Below are 17033 nucleotides of genomic sequence, written 5' to 3'. Positions count from 1 at the left end.
GTGGCCTACGCCCTTGCCGTCGTGGAGGCGTTCGGCCGGTTCACCGTCGGCGCGTCCACCACGGGTTCGGACCGGACGATCTCGGCGCGCCCGTCGACCAGGTGCAGCTCGGCGTCGCACAAGGCGGCGGCGTCCGGGTCGTGGGTCGCGAACACCACGACCGCGCCCCGATCGGCTTCCTTGCGCAGCAGGTCCATCACCGTCTGCCGCGACACCGCGTCGAGCTCGCTGGTCACCTCGTCGGCGAGGAGGACGTCACCGCGCAGGGCGAGACCGCGGGCGATCGCGGTGCGCTGCTGCTGTCCGCCGGACAGCTCCTCCACCAACTGGTCGCGCTGTCCGGCGAGCCCCAGTGCCGTCAGGCACTCGACGGTGAGCCGGCGCGCCTCCGCCGGGCCGCGGCCGTTGGCCAGCAGCGCCACCTCGACGTTCTCACCAGCGGTCAGGAACGTGGCCAGGCCGTTGTCCTGCGGCACCAGCACCACGCCCTGGGAGACGGCGTGGTCGCGGTCACGCAGCGGCTCGCCGTCCAGACTGACAGTTCCCTCGGCCGGGCGCAGCAGGCCGGCGATGGTGGACAGCAACGTGGACTTGCCCGCGCCCGAGCGTCCGCTGACCGCCAGCATGTGGCCCGGTTCCACGGTCACCGTCACGTCCTGCAGGACCGGTCGGCCGACGTCGTACGCGGCGGTCAGCCGGTTCACGGAGACGGTTCGCAAAGCTGCCCCTCGTATCACCTCGGGCCATGAGGGCATGGGTCGACCACGCCCCGGGAAACTGTGCTGCACGCTACCCGGATACCGGCCCCCGCGCGATGCCCGGAGATGCCCCATCCAGGACAACGCGTGGCCGGAAAGGGCAGGGCCGGCAAGGGAGCCTGGAGAGGGCCGGGGAGCGGGCGCCCTACGTCTTCTTCCAGAAGTACTGCTCCGGAGCGGACGGGCCGGGCTCGCAGCAGTCGTCGATCATCTCCCCGCCGACACCGTGCAGGTCGTTCTGGACGACGTTGTACCTCGCCTCGGGCAGCACGGTCCCGATCACGTAGAACTCTTCTTGGGAGATGCGCAGGATCTGCATGAAGAGCTCGTCGCGCTTCTGCTTGTCCGGTGTGACCTTGATCTGGTCGAACAACCGCATCTGCCGCAGCGGGCCGGCCGGTGGCTTCTCCCCTTCCTTGCCCTTCGACTCGTACCACCGGCCCCACTCGACCGCGTATGCCGCACCGGCGTCCACGGGGAAGTACCACCCGGGGCCGAGCATCGGCAGGTCACCGCCGTCGCCGTCGTCCATCACCGCGTCGTGGTTGTTGGCGGCCACCCGGTTGAACAACAGGGTGGCGTCCTCCACCTTCACCTGCACGTCGACGCCGACCTTCTTCCAGTAACCGGACGCGAGCTGGGCGACGTCGGCCCAGAGCGGGTTGAAGTTCGTCCGCACCTCGACGGTGAATCCCAGCCGTTTCCCGTCCGGGCGCAGCCGGAACCCGTCGCTGTCGCGCTGGCGGTAACCGGCCTTGTCCAGATGCTGGTTCGCCTTCGCCGGGTCGTGCTCGGTGTACTGCTTGGCGAGTTGCTGGAGGTAGAGCCCGGACTCCTTGCGGGGCGAGGTCTGCCACGGCTCACCCTGGTTGAGGAGTACGACCTTGATGATCTCCTGGCGGTTCAGCGCGTACGACAGACCGATGCGGAAGTCCTTGTTCTGCATGACCTGCCGCATCGCCGGGTCCTTGTGCGTCTGGTTGAGCAGGAACGTCGCGTCGTTCATCCGCGACGAACCGATCGCGATGAAGTGGAAGCGTCCCTTCTCCCGCCCGCGCGCGAAGACCGGCTTGCTCTGGAGCGTGACCAGCCCGGGTGTGACCAGGCTGTAGTCGCCCTGGCTGAGCTTGAGCGTGCTGACCTGTGGGTCGGTGATGATGTCGAACACGACCCGGTCGAGGTAGGGAAGCTGCCGGCCCTCGGTGTCGGACTTCCAGTAGTACGGATTGCGGCTGACCACCAGGCGGTTGCCGGACTGGGAGGACAGCTTCCACGGGTAGATGACCGGCAGGTCGGTGTTCTGCCAGGAACCGAACTCCGTCGGGCCGTTGCCGCCCTTGTTCAGGAAGAGTTTGGTCCAGTCCGGCTGGCCTTCCTGCTTCGCCAGCTTGTCCGCGTCCGGGTTGTACTTCTTGTGGAACTGCTTCAGGTAGTGCTTCGGCAGGCAGTGCAGGACGGCGCCACCGGAGGACGCTACCTGGTCCAGGAACAAACCCTGCGGCTTGGGGAAGGTGAACCGCACGGTGGTGTCGTCGAGCTTCTCCAGCTTCGCCGGCTGTCCGTCCGGAGCGAACTGCGAGGGCATCACCGGGTAGAGGTCGGTGTTGCTCAGCACGTCCTCGTATCCGAACACCAGGTCGTCTGCTGTGTAGGGCTTTCCGTCCGACCACTTCATGCCCGCGCGCAGCTTGAACGTGTAGACGCGGCCGTCCTGGCCGATCTCCCAGGACTCGGCGACGTTCGGCGAGATCTTGGTCTGGTCGACGTCCCACCGCACGAGCGGCTCGTACGACAACGAACCGACCAGGTGCGGGTCGGCGTCCACCGAGGTCAGGATGGTGTTCCACGTGCCGCCGTACACACCGCCCGGCTCGGTGGGGCGGATGACCATCGGCTTGGCCGGCATCCGCTTGGCGCGCGGCGGAAGCTTGCCGGCCTTGACCTGGTCGCTGAGTTCCGGCGCCTCCTTGAGCCCGGTGCCGGCCTTGCCGGCGTCCTTGCCTCCGCCCTTGCCGCCGGACTTGTCCGACGGGTTGAGCGAGAGCGCGGAGCATCCGGCGACGGAGAACGCCGCGACCGACGTGAGCCCGAACCGGAACAGGTCGCGCCGGCTCGGCGTTCGCTGCGGCGTATGGGCTGGTGCTCGCTCCGGCGCGCGATCCGGCGCTCGCTCCGGCGTACGGCCCGGCCGGTGGTTCGGTGTTCCGGCTGTTCTCATGACGCACGCTCCTCGTCGGAGTCGGGACCCCCGCTGGCGTGCGCCCATCGTGTCCGTACGGAATCTGCGTGTAAAGGGCGGCCGTTGTTTGCGGCCGACCTCGGCAATCGATCGATTTCGACAGCGACATACGTCAGGCCATGGCGAGTCCGCCGGTCACGCGCCAGTTCGTGCACGCGGGATGGCGCGACCCGAACGGCTCGCAGGTTGTGATTGACATCAGTTTTCCTTGTGGGTAAGGGGCTTCCGGCTCACATGAGCCGATCTTGTTCGGTAGAATCGAACGCGTGAGCGATGGCGGTGAGTGCTTCGACGGCCACCTGGGCGGGCAGCCCGGTGGCCGTCGGGTGCTGCCCGCGGGGTTTGCTGATCTGCCGGCGGGTCCTGGGTTGGCGGCGGCGGTGGCGTCGGTCGACGTGGCTGGGTGTAACGGGTTCGAGTTGGAGGAGCTGATCAAGGCACGGCGGCTGGGCTGCTGGCTGGAGGCTGAGTGCCTGTCCGATGTGAACGCGCTGGTCTACGCCGAGCCCGGAAGGGTTGACGGGCCGGCCGGACGCAGGGTGACGCCGGATCCGATGACTCCGGAGGTCCTGGAGCCGTTGCTGGGGTGGACCGGCTACCGGGCGCACCAGTACGTGGCCCTGGCCACCACGCTGCCCTGGCTGCCGCGGGTACGTGAGGCGTTGGCCAGCGGGCAGTTGGAGCTCAACGATGTGCGGGTGATCGTGGATCGCATCACCGATGCCGAACCCGATGTGTGGGGTGCCATCGAGGACGCGATCTTCCCCAAAGTCCTGGAACTGCGGGGCGGGTTGTTGCGGGCGAAGGTGGAGGCCGAGGTCGTCACGGCAGACCCCGACGCCGCCGCCAAACGTCACCGGGCGGCCAGGTCCGGGCGCAACGTGGCGATCTGGCCCGCCGTCGACGGCGTCGCCGACCTCGCCATCCGCGGCCTGTCCGCAGACCAGGCCGCCGAAGCGTACGGCTACATCGACGCCATCGCCCGCGCAGCCAAAGCAACCGGCGACCCACGCACCCTCAGCCAACTCCGCGCCGACGTCGCCGCCGCCCTACTCACCGGCACCGCCGACATCAAAGACTGCCCCGCCCCACCGCTCGCTGAACAAACGCACGGCGAAACCAAGCAGGACAAGGCTGGGCAGGACGAGGCCGAGCAGGACGAGGCTGAGGAGCCGGACGAGGAGGCGCAGGGTGAGACCAAGCAGGGGTGCTGTGCGGTACACCGGTACCCCGACCACGACCTGCACAGTGCCGGCTGTGACTGCGGTGACTGCGCTCCCGCCGGAGCCGGGAATGCAACGGCTGACTACACGCCCTGCCACTGCTCCACCGCCCACGACAGCGCAGCACACGACGCCGCGGAGCGCCACGCGGCAACGAACGCAGCCGTGGGTCAGATCCCGCGGCAGAACCGCCGACCCGACGAAACGGCCGACCCGCCGGGTCCGCCTGATCCACCGACAGGCAACCCGACACCACCAACACCACCCTGGTGCTCCTCACAACCGAGCTGGAGGCCCATACGAACACGCGCGAAGATCCAGCTGAACGTGCCACTGACCACCCTGATGGGACTGTCCGCCCAGCCTGGTGAGCTCATGCCGGTCTCCACAGCCCGAGACCCGCCAGCGCCTGAGCTAGTACGTCCTCAGCGGGTGCCGTCGCGTCCAGGTCGAGGAGGAACCAGCCGGTGGACCGAAGAATGTCGAGGTCAGCTTGCTTCTGCGCCTGGCTGCGTTCTTGGTGGTGGACTATGCGCTCGAGCGCCGGCCCGCCGACCGCGTGGTCCTCCTCGGCGACACGAGACCAGTAGTCGACCCAGCTCCGGCCGCGTTCGGGCACGGCCCGTCTGGTGGACTCCCGAACGTCGCCATGCAGGAACAGGAGCAACGGCATCATGTCGTCGGCGAGCCGGCGTACGTCTCGCACCAAACTCCGGAGCCTGGCGGTTCCGACGTCGCCCACGGTAGGTCGCTCGCCATGCCCGCGGTTCCTCCTCCGGAAAGAGGTCGACAGGCGTGCCGTCCGCCTGCAGGACGCGGGCAAGCGAAGTGGCGAGGGTCGACTTCCCGATCCCGGGCGCGACGCCTTCCACCATCACCAGCCGTGGAGCCGTCATCGGGTGAGCATGCCTGCGGCGGCGTACAGCGGGCAACTCCATTCCTCGCAACCCCAGCACCCCGTGAGCGATCGACCTACCGGGGCCCTCCCGCCCGACAAAGACGTCTCGGTGCGTACGTCGGCCGACGTAGCGCGGATGTCGCCGCCGGGGCGATGTGCGCAGGTTCGCTGAGGGCCAGGATCCGAAGGGCCGGCACCGCGAGCGAAAGGACACCGTCGTGACCGAGGTAGGCCGCAGGACCGTGGTGGGAGGAATAGCCGGAGCGGCTGCGCTCACGGCCCTGCCGACCCTGCCGGGGGTTCCGTCCGCATCGACGTCGACTCCGAAACGGGGACTTCGCTCGGTGCGACTGACCACCGAACATCTCGTCGACCCGCTCGGCATCGACGCCACCGCGCCACGGTTCGGCTGGCGACTCGAGGGAACAGGGACCGGCCGCGCGCAGACGGCGTACCAGATCCTGGTCGCCAGCCGACGACGACTGCTGCGCTCGGGCCGGGCAGACGTCTGGGATTCCGGGCGGGTGGAGTCGACCGAACAGACCGCGCAGGTCTACGGGGGACCGGTGCTACGCGCCCGTACTCGCTACTACTGGACGGTGCGCGCATGGGACGAGGCCGGTCGGCCCGGACCATACGGCAGGATCGCGTGGTTCGAGACGGCCATGCTGTCACCCGGCGACTGGGCCGCGGAGTGGATCGGGAGCGGACTGGACATCCCGTCCGCCGTCCGCGTACTGGGCCCGGCAGGCTTCGAGGACTTCGCTCTCCGGCCGGGCAGTACCCTCGGGCAGACCTTCGTCACTCCTGGCCCGTCGGTCGCGGCAGCCGTCCTGTTGTCGATCGGGCCCGGCACTGCGGACTGCGTGATGACCTTGCGGGCAGCCGGGCCGACCGGCGCGGTGATCGCGCGCAGAGCGCTCACCGGGTTGACCGCCGACGGGTACGGCAACGCGCAGGGCAGGCTCGACTTCGGCGAACCTGTCGGCGCCGGGACCTACTACCTCGAACTGTCCGAACCGCGCGGATCGGTGCACTGGTTGGGCGTACGCCACGACGATCCGCGGCAGGACCCGTATCCCGACGGCACCGGCTACGCCGACGGCGAACCTGTGAACGTCGATCGCTGGACCTGCACCATCCCACCGCCACCGCCCGCAGATCCCTTGCTCCGCAGGGAGTTTCACCTGGACGGGGCCGTCATGTCAGCCCGGCTCTACATCTGCGGGCTGGGCCACGGGGTGGCCTGGGTCAACGGCAGACGGGTGGGCGATGCCGAACTCTCACCGGCGACCACCGACTACGACCGCCGACTGCTCTATACGACCCACGACGTCACGTCCTTGCTGCGCAGAGGAAACAACGCCATCGGCGTCGCACTCGGCCGCGGATTCTTCGCCACCCGCGCGCCCGACACCGACGGCAGCAACCTGCAGCCGTGGGTGTCCGAGCCCCAGGTCAGGGCGCAACTGGAGGTACGCCTTGCCGGCGGGCGCCGGGTGACGATCGGCAGCGACCGGACCTGGCACTACATCGAGGGGCCCACCACCTACGACGGCGTGTTCAACGGCGAGTCCCACGACGCCAGGCGTGCCGCCGACCTTTCCGGCTGGAGCTCACCAGGCTTCGACGAGACGAGCTGGAAGCCGGTCATCCTCGCCAGGGAACCCGGCGGCAGGTTGGAAGCCTTCGCGGGCGAACCGGTACGGGCAACCCGGATCGTCCGCCCCGTTGGCGACAAACTGCTTCCCGGTGGCGTCCGGCAGCTCGACTTCGGCGCCGTCATGAGCGGCCGGGTGCGGCTGCGTGGACGACTGCCCAGAGGAACGATCGTCCGGATCCAGTACGGCGAGAAACTGGCTGCGGACGGCCGTGTCAGCGTGGGCGTGCCCGGTGGCAACGAGAACCCCTCGGTGGAGGGCAGGTTGCAGCTCGACGAGTACACAGCGAGCGGTGCGGGCGAGGAGACCTGGCAGCCCTCCTTCACCTACAAGAGTTTCCAGTACGTAGAGGTGAGCGGTGCATCGGAGTCGCTCGAGCTGGTCGCCGTCCAGCTCAACAGCGACGTCGCCGACACGATGAACCTCCAGCTCGGCGATCCCGTACTGCAGTGGATCGTCGACACGTTCGCCCGGACCGCAGCGAACGGCCTGCACGGGTTCCCGGACGGGTCGCCGCTGGCGAAGGTGGGCTGGACCGGCATGACGCACTGGTCGTCGCAGCCGATGCTCTACCGGTTCGCCATGCAGACGGTGTTCGCGAAGTGGCTCGACGACCTTCGGCTCGGCCAGGCACCTGACGGTGAGATCCCGCTGATCGCACCGCCGGCCGCGACGACCGGCGGATTCCTGTTCACACCGAGCTCGACCGGTGTGTACCCCTACCTCGTCCACCGCTACTGGCTGGCCTACGGTGACCGCACGCTGCCGGCCAGGCACTTCGAGAGTGTGCGGAAGTATGTCGACTGGTGCGTGGCAAAGTTGGACAGTGGCGTCAGCGACGACCAGTTCGGTGACTGGTACCCGCCGAATCCGCCGAAGGAGTACCCGCGCGGTCGCGAGGGCGGCAGCCTGGTCGGCGTCGCGTTCGTGATCCAGAGTCTGCGCCAGGGCACCGCACTCGCCGAGCTCCTGGGCAGGACTCGACGGGCCGCCGCCTGGCGGGACAGGACCGACGAGCTCGTCAGGCAGTTCAACGACCGTTTCCTTGATCGGAAGGCCGGTTTGTACCGGACCGAGGTCGCCGACGCCGGATACCGCCAGACCAGCAACGCCGTTCCACTCGCGTTCGACCTCGTCCCGACGGCACACGTCGACGCGGTGGTGGCGAACCTCGCTGCCGACATCGAAGCCAGGGGCCGGCATCTGAACACCGGGAACGTCGGCACTGCCACGCTGCCGTACGCACTGTCCGACCACGGACGCTCCGACCTGGCGCTGGCCGTCCTCGACCGGCAGGACCACCCCTCCTACGGCTACCTGCGCGGCCTGGGAGCGACGACATTCTGGGAGTCCTGGGAGGCAGACGCCCGGGCGCACAACGACGCGACGCTCAGCGGGCCGGTGGCCTGGCTGGTGGAGCGGGTCGCGGGTGTGGAAGTGCTGGAGCCGGGATGGGCACGGTTCAGGGTCGCTCCGACAGCGTTCGGTCGACTCCCGTGGGCCAGGGTCACTCTGGACACCGTACGCGGCCGGGTCCTCGTCGGCTGGCGGCGCGACGGAGACCTCGTCGTGTTGTACGTCGGCGTGCCGGTGAACGCGGTCGCCGAGGTGACGTTGCCGAACGGACGGCGGCACGAACTCGGCTCCGGGCGGCATCGGATCTCCACGGCGTTGCGGTGACGCGGTCCGGATCTGCCCGTCAACACCCTGCCGTTCTCCCGTGACCGCCGCGCTGGTTTGCCCTGCCGCCTGGTCGGTAGGTACTGCATGCCACAGGTCTGCGCCGGCAGGCGTTCAGATGATCTTCGAGAGGCGGTGCGGGTGACGCGGTCCAGGCAGGTGTCGGAAGCGGCCGGGGCTTCGGCACGCCGGGCCGTGCTGGTTGCGACCGGATGCGGCCTGGCGGCAGCGGCGATCGCCTCGGTCGCGTTGCCGGCGCCGTATCTGCCGCTGATCGGCTGGGACGTGGGGGCGTTGGTGTTCCTGTTCGTCATCTGGCGGCGCATCGGACCGCTCGACGGCCCGGCGACCGCTGCCGACGCGAGCCGGGAGGACCCCACGCGAGCTGTCGCGGACCTGACGCTGCTCGTCGCCGCGTTGGCCAGCCTGGTGGCGATCGGCTGGATGATCGTCACGGCGAACGACCGGCACCCGCTCGATGTCGTCCTGCACGTCGGGCTCGGGGTCGTCAGCGTGATCGTCTCGTGGGTGGTGGTGCACACGATCTTCACGCTGCGGTACGCCCGCCTGTACTACTCGGACGGCCGCGGTGGCGTGAACTTCCACGACAGCGACCCCGAAGCCCAGCCGCGCTTCGTCGACTTCGCCTACATCGCCTTCACCGTCGGGATGACCTATCAGGTCTCCGACACCGAACTGCGCAACTCCGCGTTTCGTGCTTACGTGCTGCGCCAGGCACTGATGTCCTACCTGTTCGGCGCGGTCATCCTGGCACTTCTGATCAACCTCGTCGCCGGCCTGAACCGCTGACGCCGGCTCGTGTGGTCAGGCAGGCGTCAGCTCCGGACGCGGACCGGCCGGATCTCGACCCCGCCGTGACGCGTCTGCACCTCCGGCAGCTGGGAGGCAAGCTTGATCGCCTCGTCGAGGTCGGCGGCCTCCAGCAGGTAGTAGCCGCCGAGCACCTCCTTGGTCTCCACGAACGGCCCGTCGGTGACCATCAGCCGCCCGGCGGAATCGTTCCGCAGGCTGGTCGCCGCGCTGGTCGACTCCAGCTCGTTCCCGCCGAGCAGGCCGGACCCGGCCGCGGCGGCGAACTCGCCGTGCGCCCTCATGTAGTCCTGCACTTCCTCGGCCGTCAACGCGTCCCACTTCTGCTCGTCGCCGTAGATGAGAACCAGATACTTCGCCATGACTTGTCCGTTTCGGGTGGGGCCCGGTCGGCCCGTTCACGACAGTGACGAACGAGGTGTCCGCCGATCGACACTCTGCCTCCTCCAATGTGGTGAGCCACAGGTGCCCCGGGCTGGGGTCGCAGCCTTCACGACGACTGGTCGACCCGGTGGCCGACTATGCCGCCGACCGAGTGAGCGCGGGCTCGACGGCCGCGAAGTCGGAGAGTGCGGACAGGTCGGCTAGCGCGCCCAGGTCGGTGAGGTCGCCGAGGAGTTCGGCGAGCGGGTGGACGGGTGACCGGCCGAGAGGGGCGTGAACGCGCAGCGCCTCGGCCAGGTTCTCGTCACCGTCAGCGGCACCGTCTCGCAGGACGTGCAGCGCGCGGCGTAGCAGGTGGACGTCGGCGTTCCGAACGGGCCGGCCGGTGACCAGACCGTCCTGGACGCGGCGCACGGCGTGCAGTGTCTGCTGTCCGGCCAGTGGCTCGGGCAGGATCAGGAAGTCGTCAGCGTCCTCCCAGGCCGCGAGGGTGTCCAGAACGTCCTCGAGCCAGCGCAGGCGACGCGCGAGGGGCTCGGCGTTCGTGGTCCGCGACTTCGCGGCGGGGGCAAGATCGGTGACGGCCATGTCGAGCTTCCTCCGTGGACCTGACGGGTCGTGACTGCCATGGGCACGCGCACCCATGGATATGGACTGCCTCGGCTATTCGCGCGCGATGCGGGGCCGGCCGGCGTCCGGGAGTTCTGGACAGATGAGCGAGAGCTGTGCGCGTCGTCGCCTTCGGGTCGCGCGAGACCCGGCCGGCACCGCATCGCGTTCAGGATCGGAATCATGTGCGTTGAGAGGTTCTCGGACGGGTGGACATCACCTCCCGGTTCATCACGGGTCGTCACTGGTCATCGCTCTTCACCTGTGCATCCGCAGGCGAACCGCGCTCGGCGGGCCTCGTTGCCGGCCACCTGGGCGACGGGTCGCTGCCGAGGAGTCGTACCCACCTGGGCGCGTCCGCCGCCGCACACCGCTCGGCCCTCGCGGTCGCCGAGGCGGCCGCCGTGGTGGGCTGGGGCGGCGTGCGGGCGGAGAGGGGGGATCCTCCCAGCACGCCGCCATCAGCTCGTCGAACTCCGCGCGGAGCAGGGCCGGGTCGTCGCAGATGAGGTCAAGGAAAGCCGCCGTTTCGCCGGCGATGTGCGTACCAGCCACTGTCCGCACCAGCCCTTCTCACCACGTCCGCTGCGGGTCGTCTCCTCATCGATCAGCGCCGGAGTGCTCACTCAGGCGTTGATCTGCTTCTTCTCCGAATCGGCACTGGAGATGGAGATCCTGCGGGGCTTGGCCTTCTCGGCGACGGGGATCCGCAATGTGAGAACGCCGGCTTCGTACGAGGCCTCGAGGTGGTCGGTGTCCAGCGTGTCACCGAGGAACAGCTGCCGGGAGAACACCCCGAGTGGCCGTTCGGAGACCTGCATCTCCACATCCTCGCCCACCTCGGGCGGGCGGCGTTCGGCACGCACGGTCAGAACGTTGCGCTCGACGTCGACTTCTATCGCGTCGGCGGTGGCGCCGGGAAGGTCGAACGCGACTACGAAGTGGTCGCCGGAGCGGTAGGCGTCCATCGGCATCGGGTTCGGCCGGGACCACGTACCGGGAGAGTTACCCCCACCGAAGGCCTGCTGGGCGAGCCGGTCCAACTGCCGGAAGGGGTCTGTGCGCATCAACATCGTCCCCTGCACCTCCTGATCGTCGACTTGGACGGGAGTTCGTCAATGCACGAGTTCCTTGTACCATGTCATCGAATCGATGACAACCCCGTACGTCAGCATCGCGCTGACAATTCCTCGATCCCGGGAGCGCCGATGGTCCGAACGCCAGACTCACCCAGGCGGACGACGCCGCGGCGGACCCGGCGCTCGGCACCGGTCGCGGCAGCGACCGGTGCCGGGGAGGGCGCCGCGACGGAGGCGCTGGCCGGCCTGGTCGAGGTGATGGCCCGGCTCGACCAGGCGTACGCGCCGGGAGCCGGCGGGCCGAGGCCAGTCGAGGGGGCTCCCGAGGGGGTGCCCGACGAGGTGCCCGACGGGCAGGCGATCCTGGACGCTCTGGGCACGCTCCGCCGCCTCCGCGAGCAGCTGGCGACCTGGGAGCCGGCCCTCATCGAGGCTGCCCGTGCACAGGGCCTGACCTGGACCGAGATCGCGCCGGCGCTCGGCCTCGCCAGCCGCCAGGCCGCCGAACGCCGCTTCCTGCGGCTCAACCCCCAGGCCGGGGACCAGGCCGCAACGACCCGTGAGCAGCGGGTCCAGACCACCCGTGACCGGCGTTCGGGCGACCGGGCCGTCGCCGCGTGGGCCCGAGCCAACGCCGCGCAACTTCGCGAGCTGGCCGGGCAGATCAGCGCGCTCCCGGTACGCGACCAGGGTGGACGGGCCACTCGCGAGGCCATCCACACCGCGCTCGGTCACGACGACGCCGCCGCACTCCTCGCACCTCTGCGCGCCACCGAGCCGGCGCTGCGGCGTAAGCACCGGGCCCTCGCCGAACGCGTCAGTTCCCTCGACGAGACGACCGTCCGGATCCGGAACGCCGACCGCAGCCGGCGCAACCCCGCGGCCCGCCCGAGCGAGGTGTCCGAACAGCGGATGTGACGCTCGTTCGCGAACCGCTGCGATCTTTTTCCGCCGCGAACGGTTGTGATCGATCGACCCGGGTAGGTGCGCTGTTGGTTGAGCAGTCAGCCGATGCGGTTCCTCCCGCACGACGGGCGTGAGGTCGGCATGCCTCGACATTGCTTCTCGCCTTCTGGCCCCGGGGTCGCTCGACGCGAGGCCATATCCATTTCCACGACCGGAGCAGGGCGTCCACTCCACTCCACCTGACCGGTCGGAGATTCCTCCCAAGGACCGGGCAGTCGGCTCAAGCCCCCGTCGGCTGCCCGCACCACCCATGACGATCCCCCCGAGCGTTCGCTCGGGCGGATCGTCTTACAGGCAACAGATCTGCGTACGGAAAGAACACCTGCGTGAGCTGCTGGGCGGTTGTTCGGCAGCTTGTCCCCGTTCCCAGAAAGAGGAACCAGAAATCGCTGGATCCCCCCGTTTGCCGATCATGAGCGTAGGTACATGGGAGTCAGCAAGTTGAAGTCCAGAAGGACGGAGGCACGAACCATGGCGCAGGACAACAGCAACCGTGGCTTTGCGGGGATGTCCGAGGAGCAGCAGAAGGACATCGCGAGCAAGGGCGGCCACGCGAGCGGCGGCAACTTCGCCAACGACCCGCAGCGTGCCAGCGAAGCAGGCCGCGAGGGTGGTCAGAGCCGCTAGGTAAGGCGAGCTGTCGCGCTTGCTGACAGGTGGGGAGTCCGAAGACGGGCTCCCCACCTTCGGCTTTCCGGTGCCGGGCGGCAAGGGTCCGCCTCGCCGCCGCATCGACTGTGCCGGGCGCTGGGCGTCACGCAATTGCTCGTTGACAGTCGTGCTCGCTCCTGCACTCGGCTCGGGCAAGCCGTAGCGTTGTGCAGCATGGATGAGGTCAGCGGTGTGCAGCGGGCAGTCCTCGGCGCGGACGCCGCCTCGCAGGTGTCCGACTGGTTGACCCGCCACGTGCGCGAGCATCTCGGCGCCGACATCGACCGAGTTCTGTTCACCGGCGGCGACATTGGCGCGGTCTTCGGGCTGAGGCTGCGCGACGGTCGAGAGGTGGTACTCAAGGCACTGCGGCCGGGTGCGGACGCCCGTCGCCTGCTGGCCGTCGTACGCGCCCAGAACGCGCTTGCCGTGTCGGGATTCGGCTGCGCCCGTGTCCTCGACGGCCCGTCACGTACGGACGGCGTACTCGCGGTGGTCGAGGAACGCCTCTCCTGCACCTCGACCGGCAGCCCGCACGATCCGGGGGCAAGGACCGCCATGGCGGCCGCGCTCGCGGCGCAGATCGATGCCCTGCGCACTGTGGACGGCACTGATCTCGTCGCCGGCCGCCCGGCATGGGCGGACTGGAGTGGGGGCGCGTGGCCAGTGCCGCACGACTCTGTCTTCGACTTCTCCACCCCGGTCCCCGGATACGAGTGGCTGGACGAAGCCGCCGACTCCGCCGCGGCCGTCCTGCGTTCCACCCACCACAGTCCGAACGTGATCGGACACAGCGACTGGGTATGGCAGAACGTCTGTGTCGTCGACGGTGCATTCGTCGCCGGATACGACTGGGACAGCCTCGTGTACGCCCCCGAGCCAGTGGTGGTCGGGCTCAGCGCCGGCGCCTTCACACAGGGGTCACCGGTGCCGCCGGACGCACCGACGGCGGCGGAGGTCCGAGCGTTTCTCGACGACTACGAGCGCTGCCGTGCGTTCTCTGCGGCAGAGCGGAGTACGGCCGAGGTCGCCGCCACCTGGGTGCGTTGTTACAACGCGCGGTGCCAGCTCGACAACCTCCACCGACGTGCCCTCGCTCCACCGGACGGATCCTTCGTCGACGCGATCCAGTCGAGTTCCCTGTAGGGCAATGACTACCCCCGTACACGAGGACGCGACCCGCACTCGCGGCAGTGGTCCACCTCACTCCGTGCGGATCCGCGCGTACACGTGCTGGAGGGCGTCCGAGATCGCCACGGTGGTCATCACCGCCGACCAGGCCCGGGCCACCCGCGGCGCGAACGTCAGCGTGGCGACATACCCGGTCGCGATCCACGGCGCGAGACAGAACGGACAGGTGACGAGTTCCCCGATCCCGTGCCGCAGCTCGCTGTCCTTGCGCGGGCTCTCGTTCAGCTCGGCCGAGCCGGCCGGCTCCTCGTACTGGGTGAAGGGCGCCCGGGCCGGGCTGGTCACCGCGTCCTTCGTGAGGATGCGCGCGAACTTGTGGGTGGCCACGCCGCCGAGGATCACGTCCGTGAGCGCGATGCGTTCGGGCAGTTGCCGGCCGGTCATCCGGGCCAGCGCGGCGACGGCTCCGGTGCCGCCGGCGAACACCGCCATCGCCGCGAGGTACCCGCGCAGTGGCCGCTCGTGGCCGTGTTCGTACGCGTGCTCCTCGTTCGCCAGTCGGCCGAGGGCGGCAGTGGCGTTGATCATCTGGCGCTCCTTCTGAGCCGGCGGGAACATCACCTCCGTGGCTACCCGCCAGCAACCCCTGTACGCATAGCGACCCGTTCCTTCGTGGGCACGGCTGTCGTTTTGCAGGCAACTGGCCGGGTAGTCCCGCCTTATGGATGCGCAGGGATTCGAGGGTGAACGCCTGGCCCTGGGATTCGCCCAACTGATGGAACAGCTGTGGGCGGCGGACTCCGAACAGTCCACTTTACTCTCGGTGGTGAAGGCCGCCGCCACCAGCGTTCCAGGGGCTTCCGCGGCAGGCGTTTCGTTGCGACGTGCCCGCGGCCGGTTCGACACCGCGGCTGCGACCGACGATTTCGTGTCCGAGGTCGACAAGGCGCAGTACGCACTACGCGAAGGCCCGTGCGTGGCCTCGGTGGACGACAACCTGGTGAACCTCGCCAACGACCTGGCCAACGATCCGCACTGGCCGAGGTTCGGTCCGGCCGCGACGAAGCTCGGGGTGGCGGCCATGCTGTCGTTCCGCCTGAGTGCGCGCGACGAGGTGATCGGGGCGCTCAACCTGTACGCCGATCGGCCGTTGGCGTTCACCGAGCAGTCCCGGGCCGTCGGCGCGATCTTCGCCGCACACGCGAGCGTGGCGATCGCGGCGGCCCGCCGGGCGGAGACGCTCACCGAGGCGCTGAAGACCCGCTCCGACATCAGCGAAGCGGTCGGAATAGTCATGGAACGCTATCGCCTGAACAGCCAGGAAGCCTTCGACGTCCTGCGCCGGATCTCCCAGCACCGCAACATCAAGTTGCGCGAGGTGGCACACCAGATCATCTACACCGGCGAGATTCCCGGTGCGCGGTGATAACCGCTCCGAAGCCGGACCGGTCACCGGCCCGCGCCTCAGAGTAGGCTGGTAGGTGTGTCTGAGATGACGGATCGTCTCGCCGCCAGCATGGTGGAGATCACCGACGGCCTCACTGACGAGCGAGGCGATCCGGAAGTTTTGTACCAGGTCACGACCGCCTGCGTGGACGTGCTGGGCGCTTCTGCCACCGGCCTGCTCATGGTCGACCCGCGAGGGATCATCCGGCTGGTGACCGCGTCCGACGAGCGGGCGGAGTTCGTGGAGTTGCTGCAGGCCCAGATCGATCAGGGACCCTGCGTGGACTGCGTGCGCTCCGGTGAGCTCGTGGTGGCGACCGACCTGTCCCGCGAAACCACCAGATGGCCCAGCTTCGCCCCGGCGGCGATGGCGGCCGGTTTCCATGCTGTGGAGGCGGTCCCTCTACGGCTGGATGGCAAGCCGGTCGGCGGCCTGAACCTCCTCTTCGCCGACCCCGGCGAGGCCCCGCAGTGGCGCCTGGACGCCGCGCGGTCGCTGGCCTCCCTCGCCGCCCTGGGGCTTGCCCAGGAGCCCAGTGTGCGGCGTACGGAAAGACTCTTCGAACGCACGCTGGCCGCGGTCAACGCCCGGGCAGAGTTCGGCCAGGCGGTAGGCATGGTCGCCGGCGGCCTGAACATCGACGTCGACCGAGCCTGGACCATCGTCCGCCACCACGCGCGCAGTCACCACGTGGCCCTGCACATCGTGGCCCATGCCATCACCAGCGGATCGCTGCGTCCGGCCGACCTGGACCCGTCGGCCGAGCAGGCCTGAGGCACCAACTGTCGAGGAGACGAGACACGACCCAACCACCAAGCGGTGGCGGCTTTTGCCCCGTCTGGGGCCGCTGAGCACCGCCTGTGAGAACGCGTTTTGCCGGGTAAGGAAGGTGCCCGTCTGACCAGTCAGGAGCAGGTCTTTTGGACGAGGAGCGCTACCAACAGCTCTGGCGCACCATCGCCGACCGGGCGGAGACCTCCGGATCGGCCGACTGGGCCGGTTCGGTGTGTGTGGCTGCAGTGTCGCTGGTCGACGGTGTGGACGCCGCCGCGCTGACCATGCGGGTGGATTCGCGTGTCCAGGAGACCTGGGGTGCCAGCGACGACTGGGCGGCGAGCCTGGAGGAGTTGCAGTACACCCTCGGCGAAGGTCCGGGGCAGGAGGCGTTCAAGAGCGGGAACGTCGTTCTCGCTCCCTTTCTCGCCTCCGAACGAACCCGCTGGCCGGCGTTCACCCAGGCGGTGACGGGTCTCGGACTGGGTGCCGCTTTCGCGTTTCCCATGCAGGTCGGTGCGATCCGGTTGGGCACCCTCGACCTCTACAGCCGGGAGGCCGGCCGCCTGGCGGCTCAGGCGCTGACCGACGCCGCGATCTTCGCCGACCTGGCAACGTCCGCGCTCCTGCGTCAGGTCGCTGACCCGACAGCAGTGGATCCACGGAGGAGGAAGCGGATCCCGCGCAGGACAATGGCGAGCT

Annotated in this window: 16 protein-coding genes; 7 read left to right on the top strand and 9 right to left on the bottom strand. The window is 69.0% G+C overall.

Annotation, left to right across the window (positions count from 1 at the left end):
• Positions 1-5: 5 nt before the first annotated feature.
• The 5 genes from BLU27_RS08000 to BLU27_RS07980 all read right to left on the bottom strand — a co-directional run bounded on the left by BLU27_RS08000 (position 6) and on the right by BLU27_RS07980 (position 4926).
• Positions 6-719 carry an ATP-binding cassette domain-containing protein gene (locus tag BLU27_RS08000; RefSeq protein WP_241827846.1) on the bottom strand — a complete coding sequence of 238 codons (714 nt, stop codon included), beginning with the start codon at positions 717-719 and terminating at the stop codon, positions 6-8.
• A gap of 184 nt (positions 720-903) precedes the next feature.
• The gene (locus tag BLU27_RS07995) at positions 904-2976 is read right to left on the bottom strand and encodes an ABC transporter substrate-binding protein (protein WP_157728328.1); all 2073 of its coding nucleotides are present in this window, start codon (positions 2974-2976) and stop codon (positions 904-906) included.
• Positions 2977-3592: 616 nt separating this feature from the next.
• A complete protein-coding gene (locus BLU27_RS30085) occupies positions 3593-3745 on the bottom strand; it encodes a hypothetical protein (RefSeq protein WP_206744644.1) in 153 nt (50 codons plus the stop codon).
• 301 nt (positions 3746-4046) lie between these two features.
• Positions 4047-4244, bottom strand: coding sequence for a hypothetical protein (locus tag BLU27_RS07985; protein ID WP_092652001.1), 198 nt, complete (start codon positions 4242-4244; stop codon positions 4047-4049).
• 349 nt (positions 4245-4593) lie between these two features.
• Entirely contained in the window at positions 4594-4926 is a 333-nt protein-coding gene (locus tag BLU27_RS07980) for a hypothetical protein (protein ID WP_157728326.1), read from the bottom strand.
• Positions 4927-5462: 536 nt separating this feature from the next.
• Between BLU27_RS07980 and BLU27_RS07975 the strand changes: the two genes are divergently transcribed.
• Together BLU27_RS07975 and BLU27_RS07970 are read left to right on the top strand one after the other, a co-directional pair.
• Positions 5463-8459, top strand: coding sequence for an alpha-L-rhamnosidase (locus BLU27_RS07975; protein ID WP_241827845.1), 2997 nt, complete (start codon positions 5463-5465; stop codon positions 8457-8459).
• Between the two features lie 141 nt (positions 8460-8600).
• Positions 8601-9269 (top strand): DUF1345 domain-containing protein, encoded by a 669-nt coding sequence (locus tag BLU27_RS07970; RefSeq protein WP_157728324.1) that lies wholly within the window; start codon positions 8601-8603, stop codon positions 9267-9269.
• A 26-nt stretch (positions 9270-9295) separates the two neighbouring features.
• Here BLU27_RS07970 and BLU27_RS07965 read toward each other — a convergent pair whose 3' ends face one another.
• The 3 genes from BLU27_RS07965 to BLU27_RS07955 form a co-directional block, all read right to left on the bottom strand.
• A complete protein-coding gene (locus tag BLU27_RS07965; RefSeq protein ID WP_092651995.1) occupies positions 9296-9652 on the bottom strand; it encodes a YciI family protein in 357 nt (118 codons plus the stop codon).
• A 157-nt stretch (positions 9653-9809) separates the two neighbouring features.
• Positions 9810-10262, bottom strand: a complete 453-nt coding sequence (locus BLU27_RS07960) for a hypothetical protein (protein ID WP_092651993.1) — start codon at positions 10260-10262, stop codon at positions 9810-9812.
• A gap of 647 nt (positions 10263-10909) precedes the next feature.
• Positions 10910-11356, bottom strand: a complete 447-nt coding sequence (locus tag BLU27_RS07955) for an Hsp20/alpha crystallin family protein (protein WP_092657362.1) — start codon at positions 11354-11356, stop codon at positions 10910-10912.
• Positions 11357-11491: 135 nt separating this feature from the next.
• Here BLU27_RS07955 and BLU27_RS07950 point away from each other — a divergent pair, with 135 nt between their 5' ends.
• The 3 genes from BLU27_RS07950 to BLU27_RS07940 all read left to right on the top strand — a co-directional run bounded on the left by BLU27_RS07950 (position 11492) and on the right by BLU27_RS07940 (position 14125).
• A complete protein-coding gene (locus BLU27_RS07950; RefSeq protein WP_241827844.1) occupies positions 11492-12280 on the top strand; it encodes a hypothetical protein in 789 nt (262 codons plus the stop codon).
• Positions 12281-12799: 519 nt separating this feature from the next.
• Positions 12800-12955 carry a con-10 family general stress protein gene (locus tag BLU27_RS31170; protein WP_092651991.1) on the top strand — a complete coding sequence of 52 codons (156 nt, stop codon included), beginning with the start codon at positions 12800-12802 and terminating at the stop codon, positions 12953-12955.
• A gap of 198 nt (positions 12956-13153) precedes the next feature.
• The gene (locus tag BLU27_RS07940) at positions 13154-14125 is read left to right on the top strand and encodes a hypothetical protein (protein ID WP_092651989.1); all 972 of its coding nucleotides are present in this window, start codon (positions 13154-13156) and stop codon (positions 14123-14125) included.
• Positions 14126-14182: 57 nt separating this feature from the next.
• On the opposite strand, the gene BLU27_RS07935 is transcribed toward BLU27_RS07940, so the two are convergent.
• Positions 14183-14698, bottom strand: a complete 516-nt coding sequence (locus BLU27_RS07935) for a DUF1360 domain-containing protein (protein WP_092657360.1) — start codon at positions 14696-14698, stop codon at positions 14183-14185.
• Between the two features lie 133 nt (positions 14699-14831).
• On the opposite strand from BLU27_RS07935, the gene BLU27_RS07930 reads away from it, so the two are divergent.
• Both BLU27_RS07930 and BLU27_RS07925 read left to right on the top strand, forming a co-directional pair.
• Positions 14832-15536 (top strand): GAF and ANTAR domain-containing protein, encoded by a 705-nt coding sequence (locus tag BLU27_RS07930; RefSeq protein WP_092651987.1) that lies wholly within the window; start codon positions 14832-14834, stop codon positions 15534-15536.
• Positions 15537-15602: 66 nt separating this feature from the next.
• Positions 15603-16331: a GAF domain-containing protein gene (locus BLU27_RS07925; RefSeq protein ID WP_092651985.1), complete on the top strand. Its 729-nt coding sequence runs from the start codon at positions 15603-15605 to the stop codon at positions 16329-16331.
• Positions 16332-17033: the final 702 nt, after the last annotated feature.

Source organism: Actinopolymorpha singaporensis, assembly GCF_900104745.1.
GTDB classification, from domain to species: domain Bacteria; phylum Actinomycetota; class Actinomycetes; order Propionibacteriales; family Actinopolymorphaceae; genus Actinopolymorpha; species Actinopolymorpha singaporensis.
The sequence above is the reverse complement of the archived record's forward strand: the minus strand, read 5'-3'. Positions and strand labels throughout refer to the sequence as shown.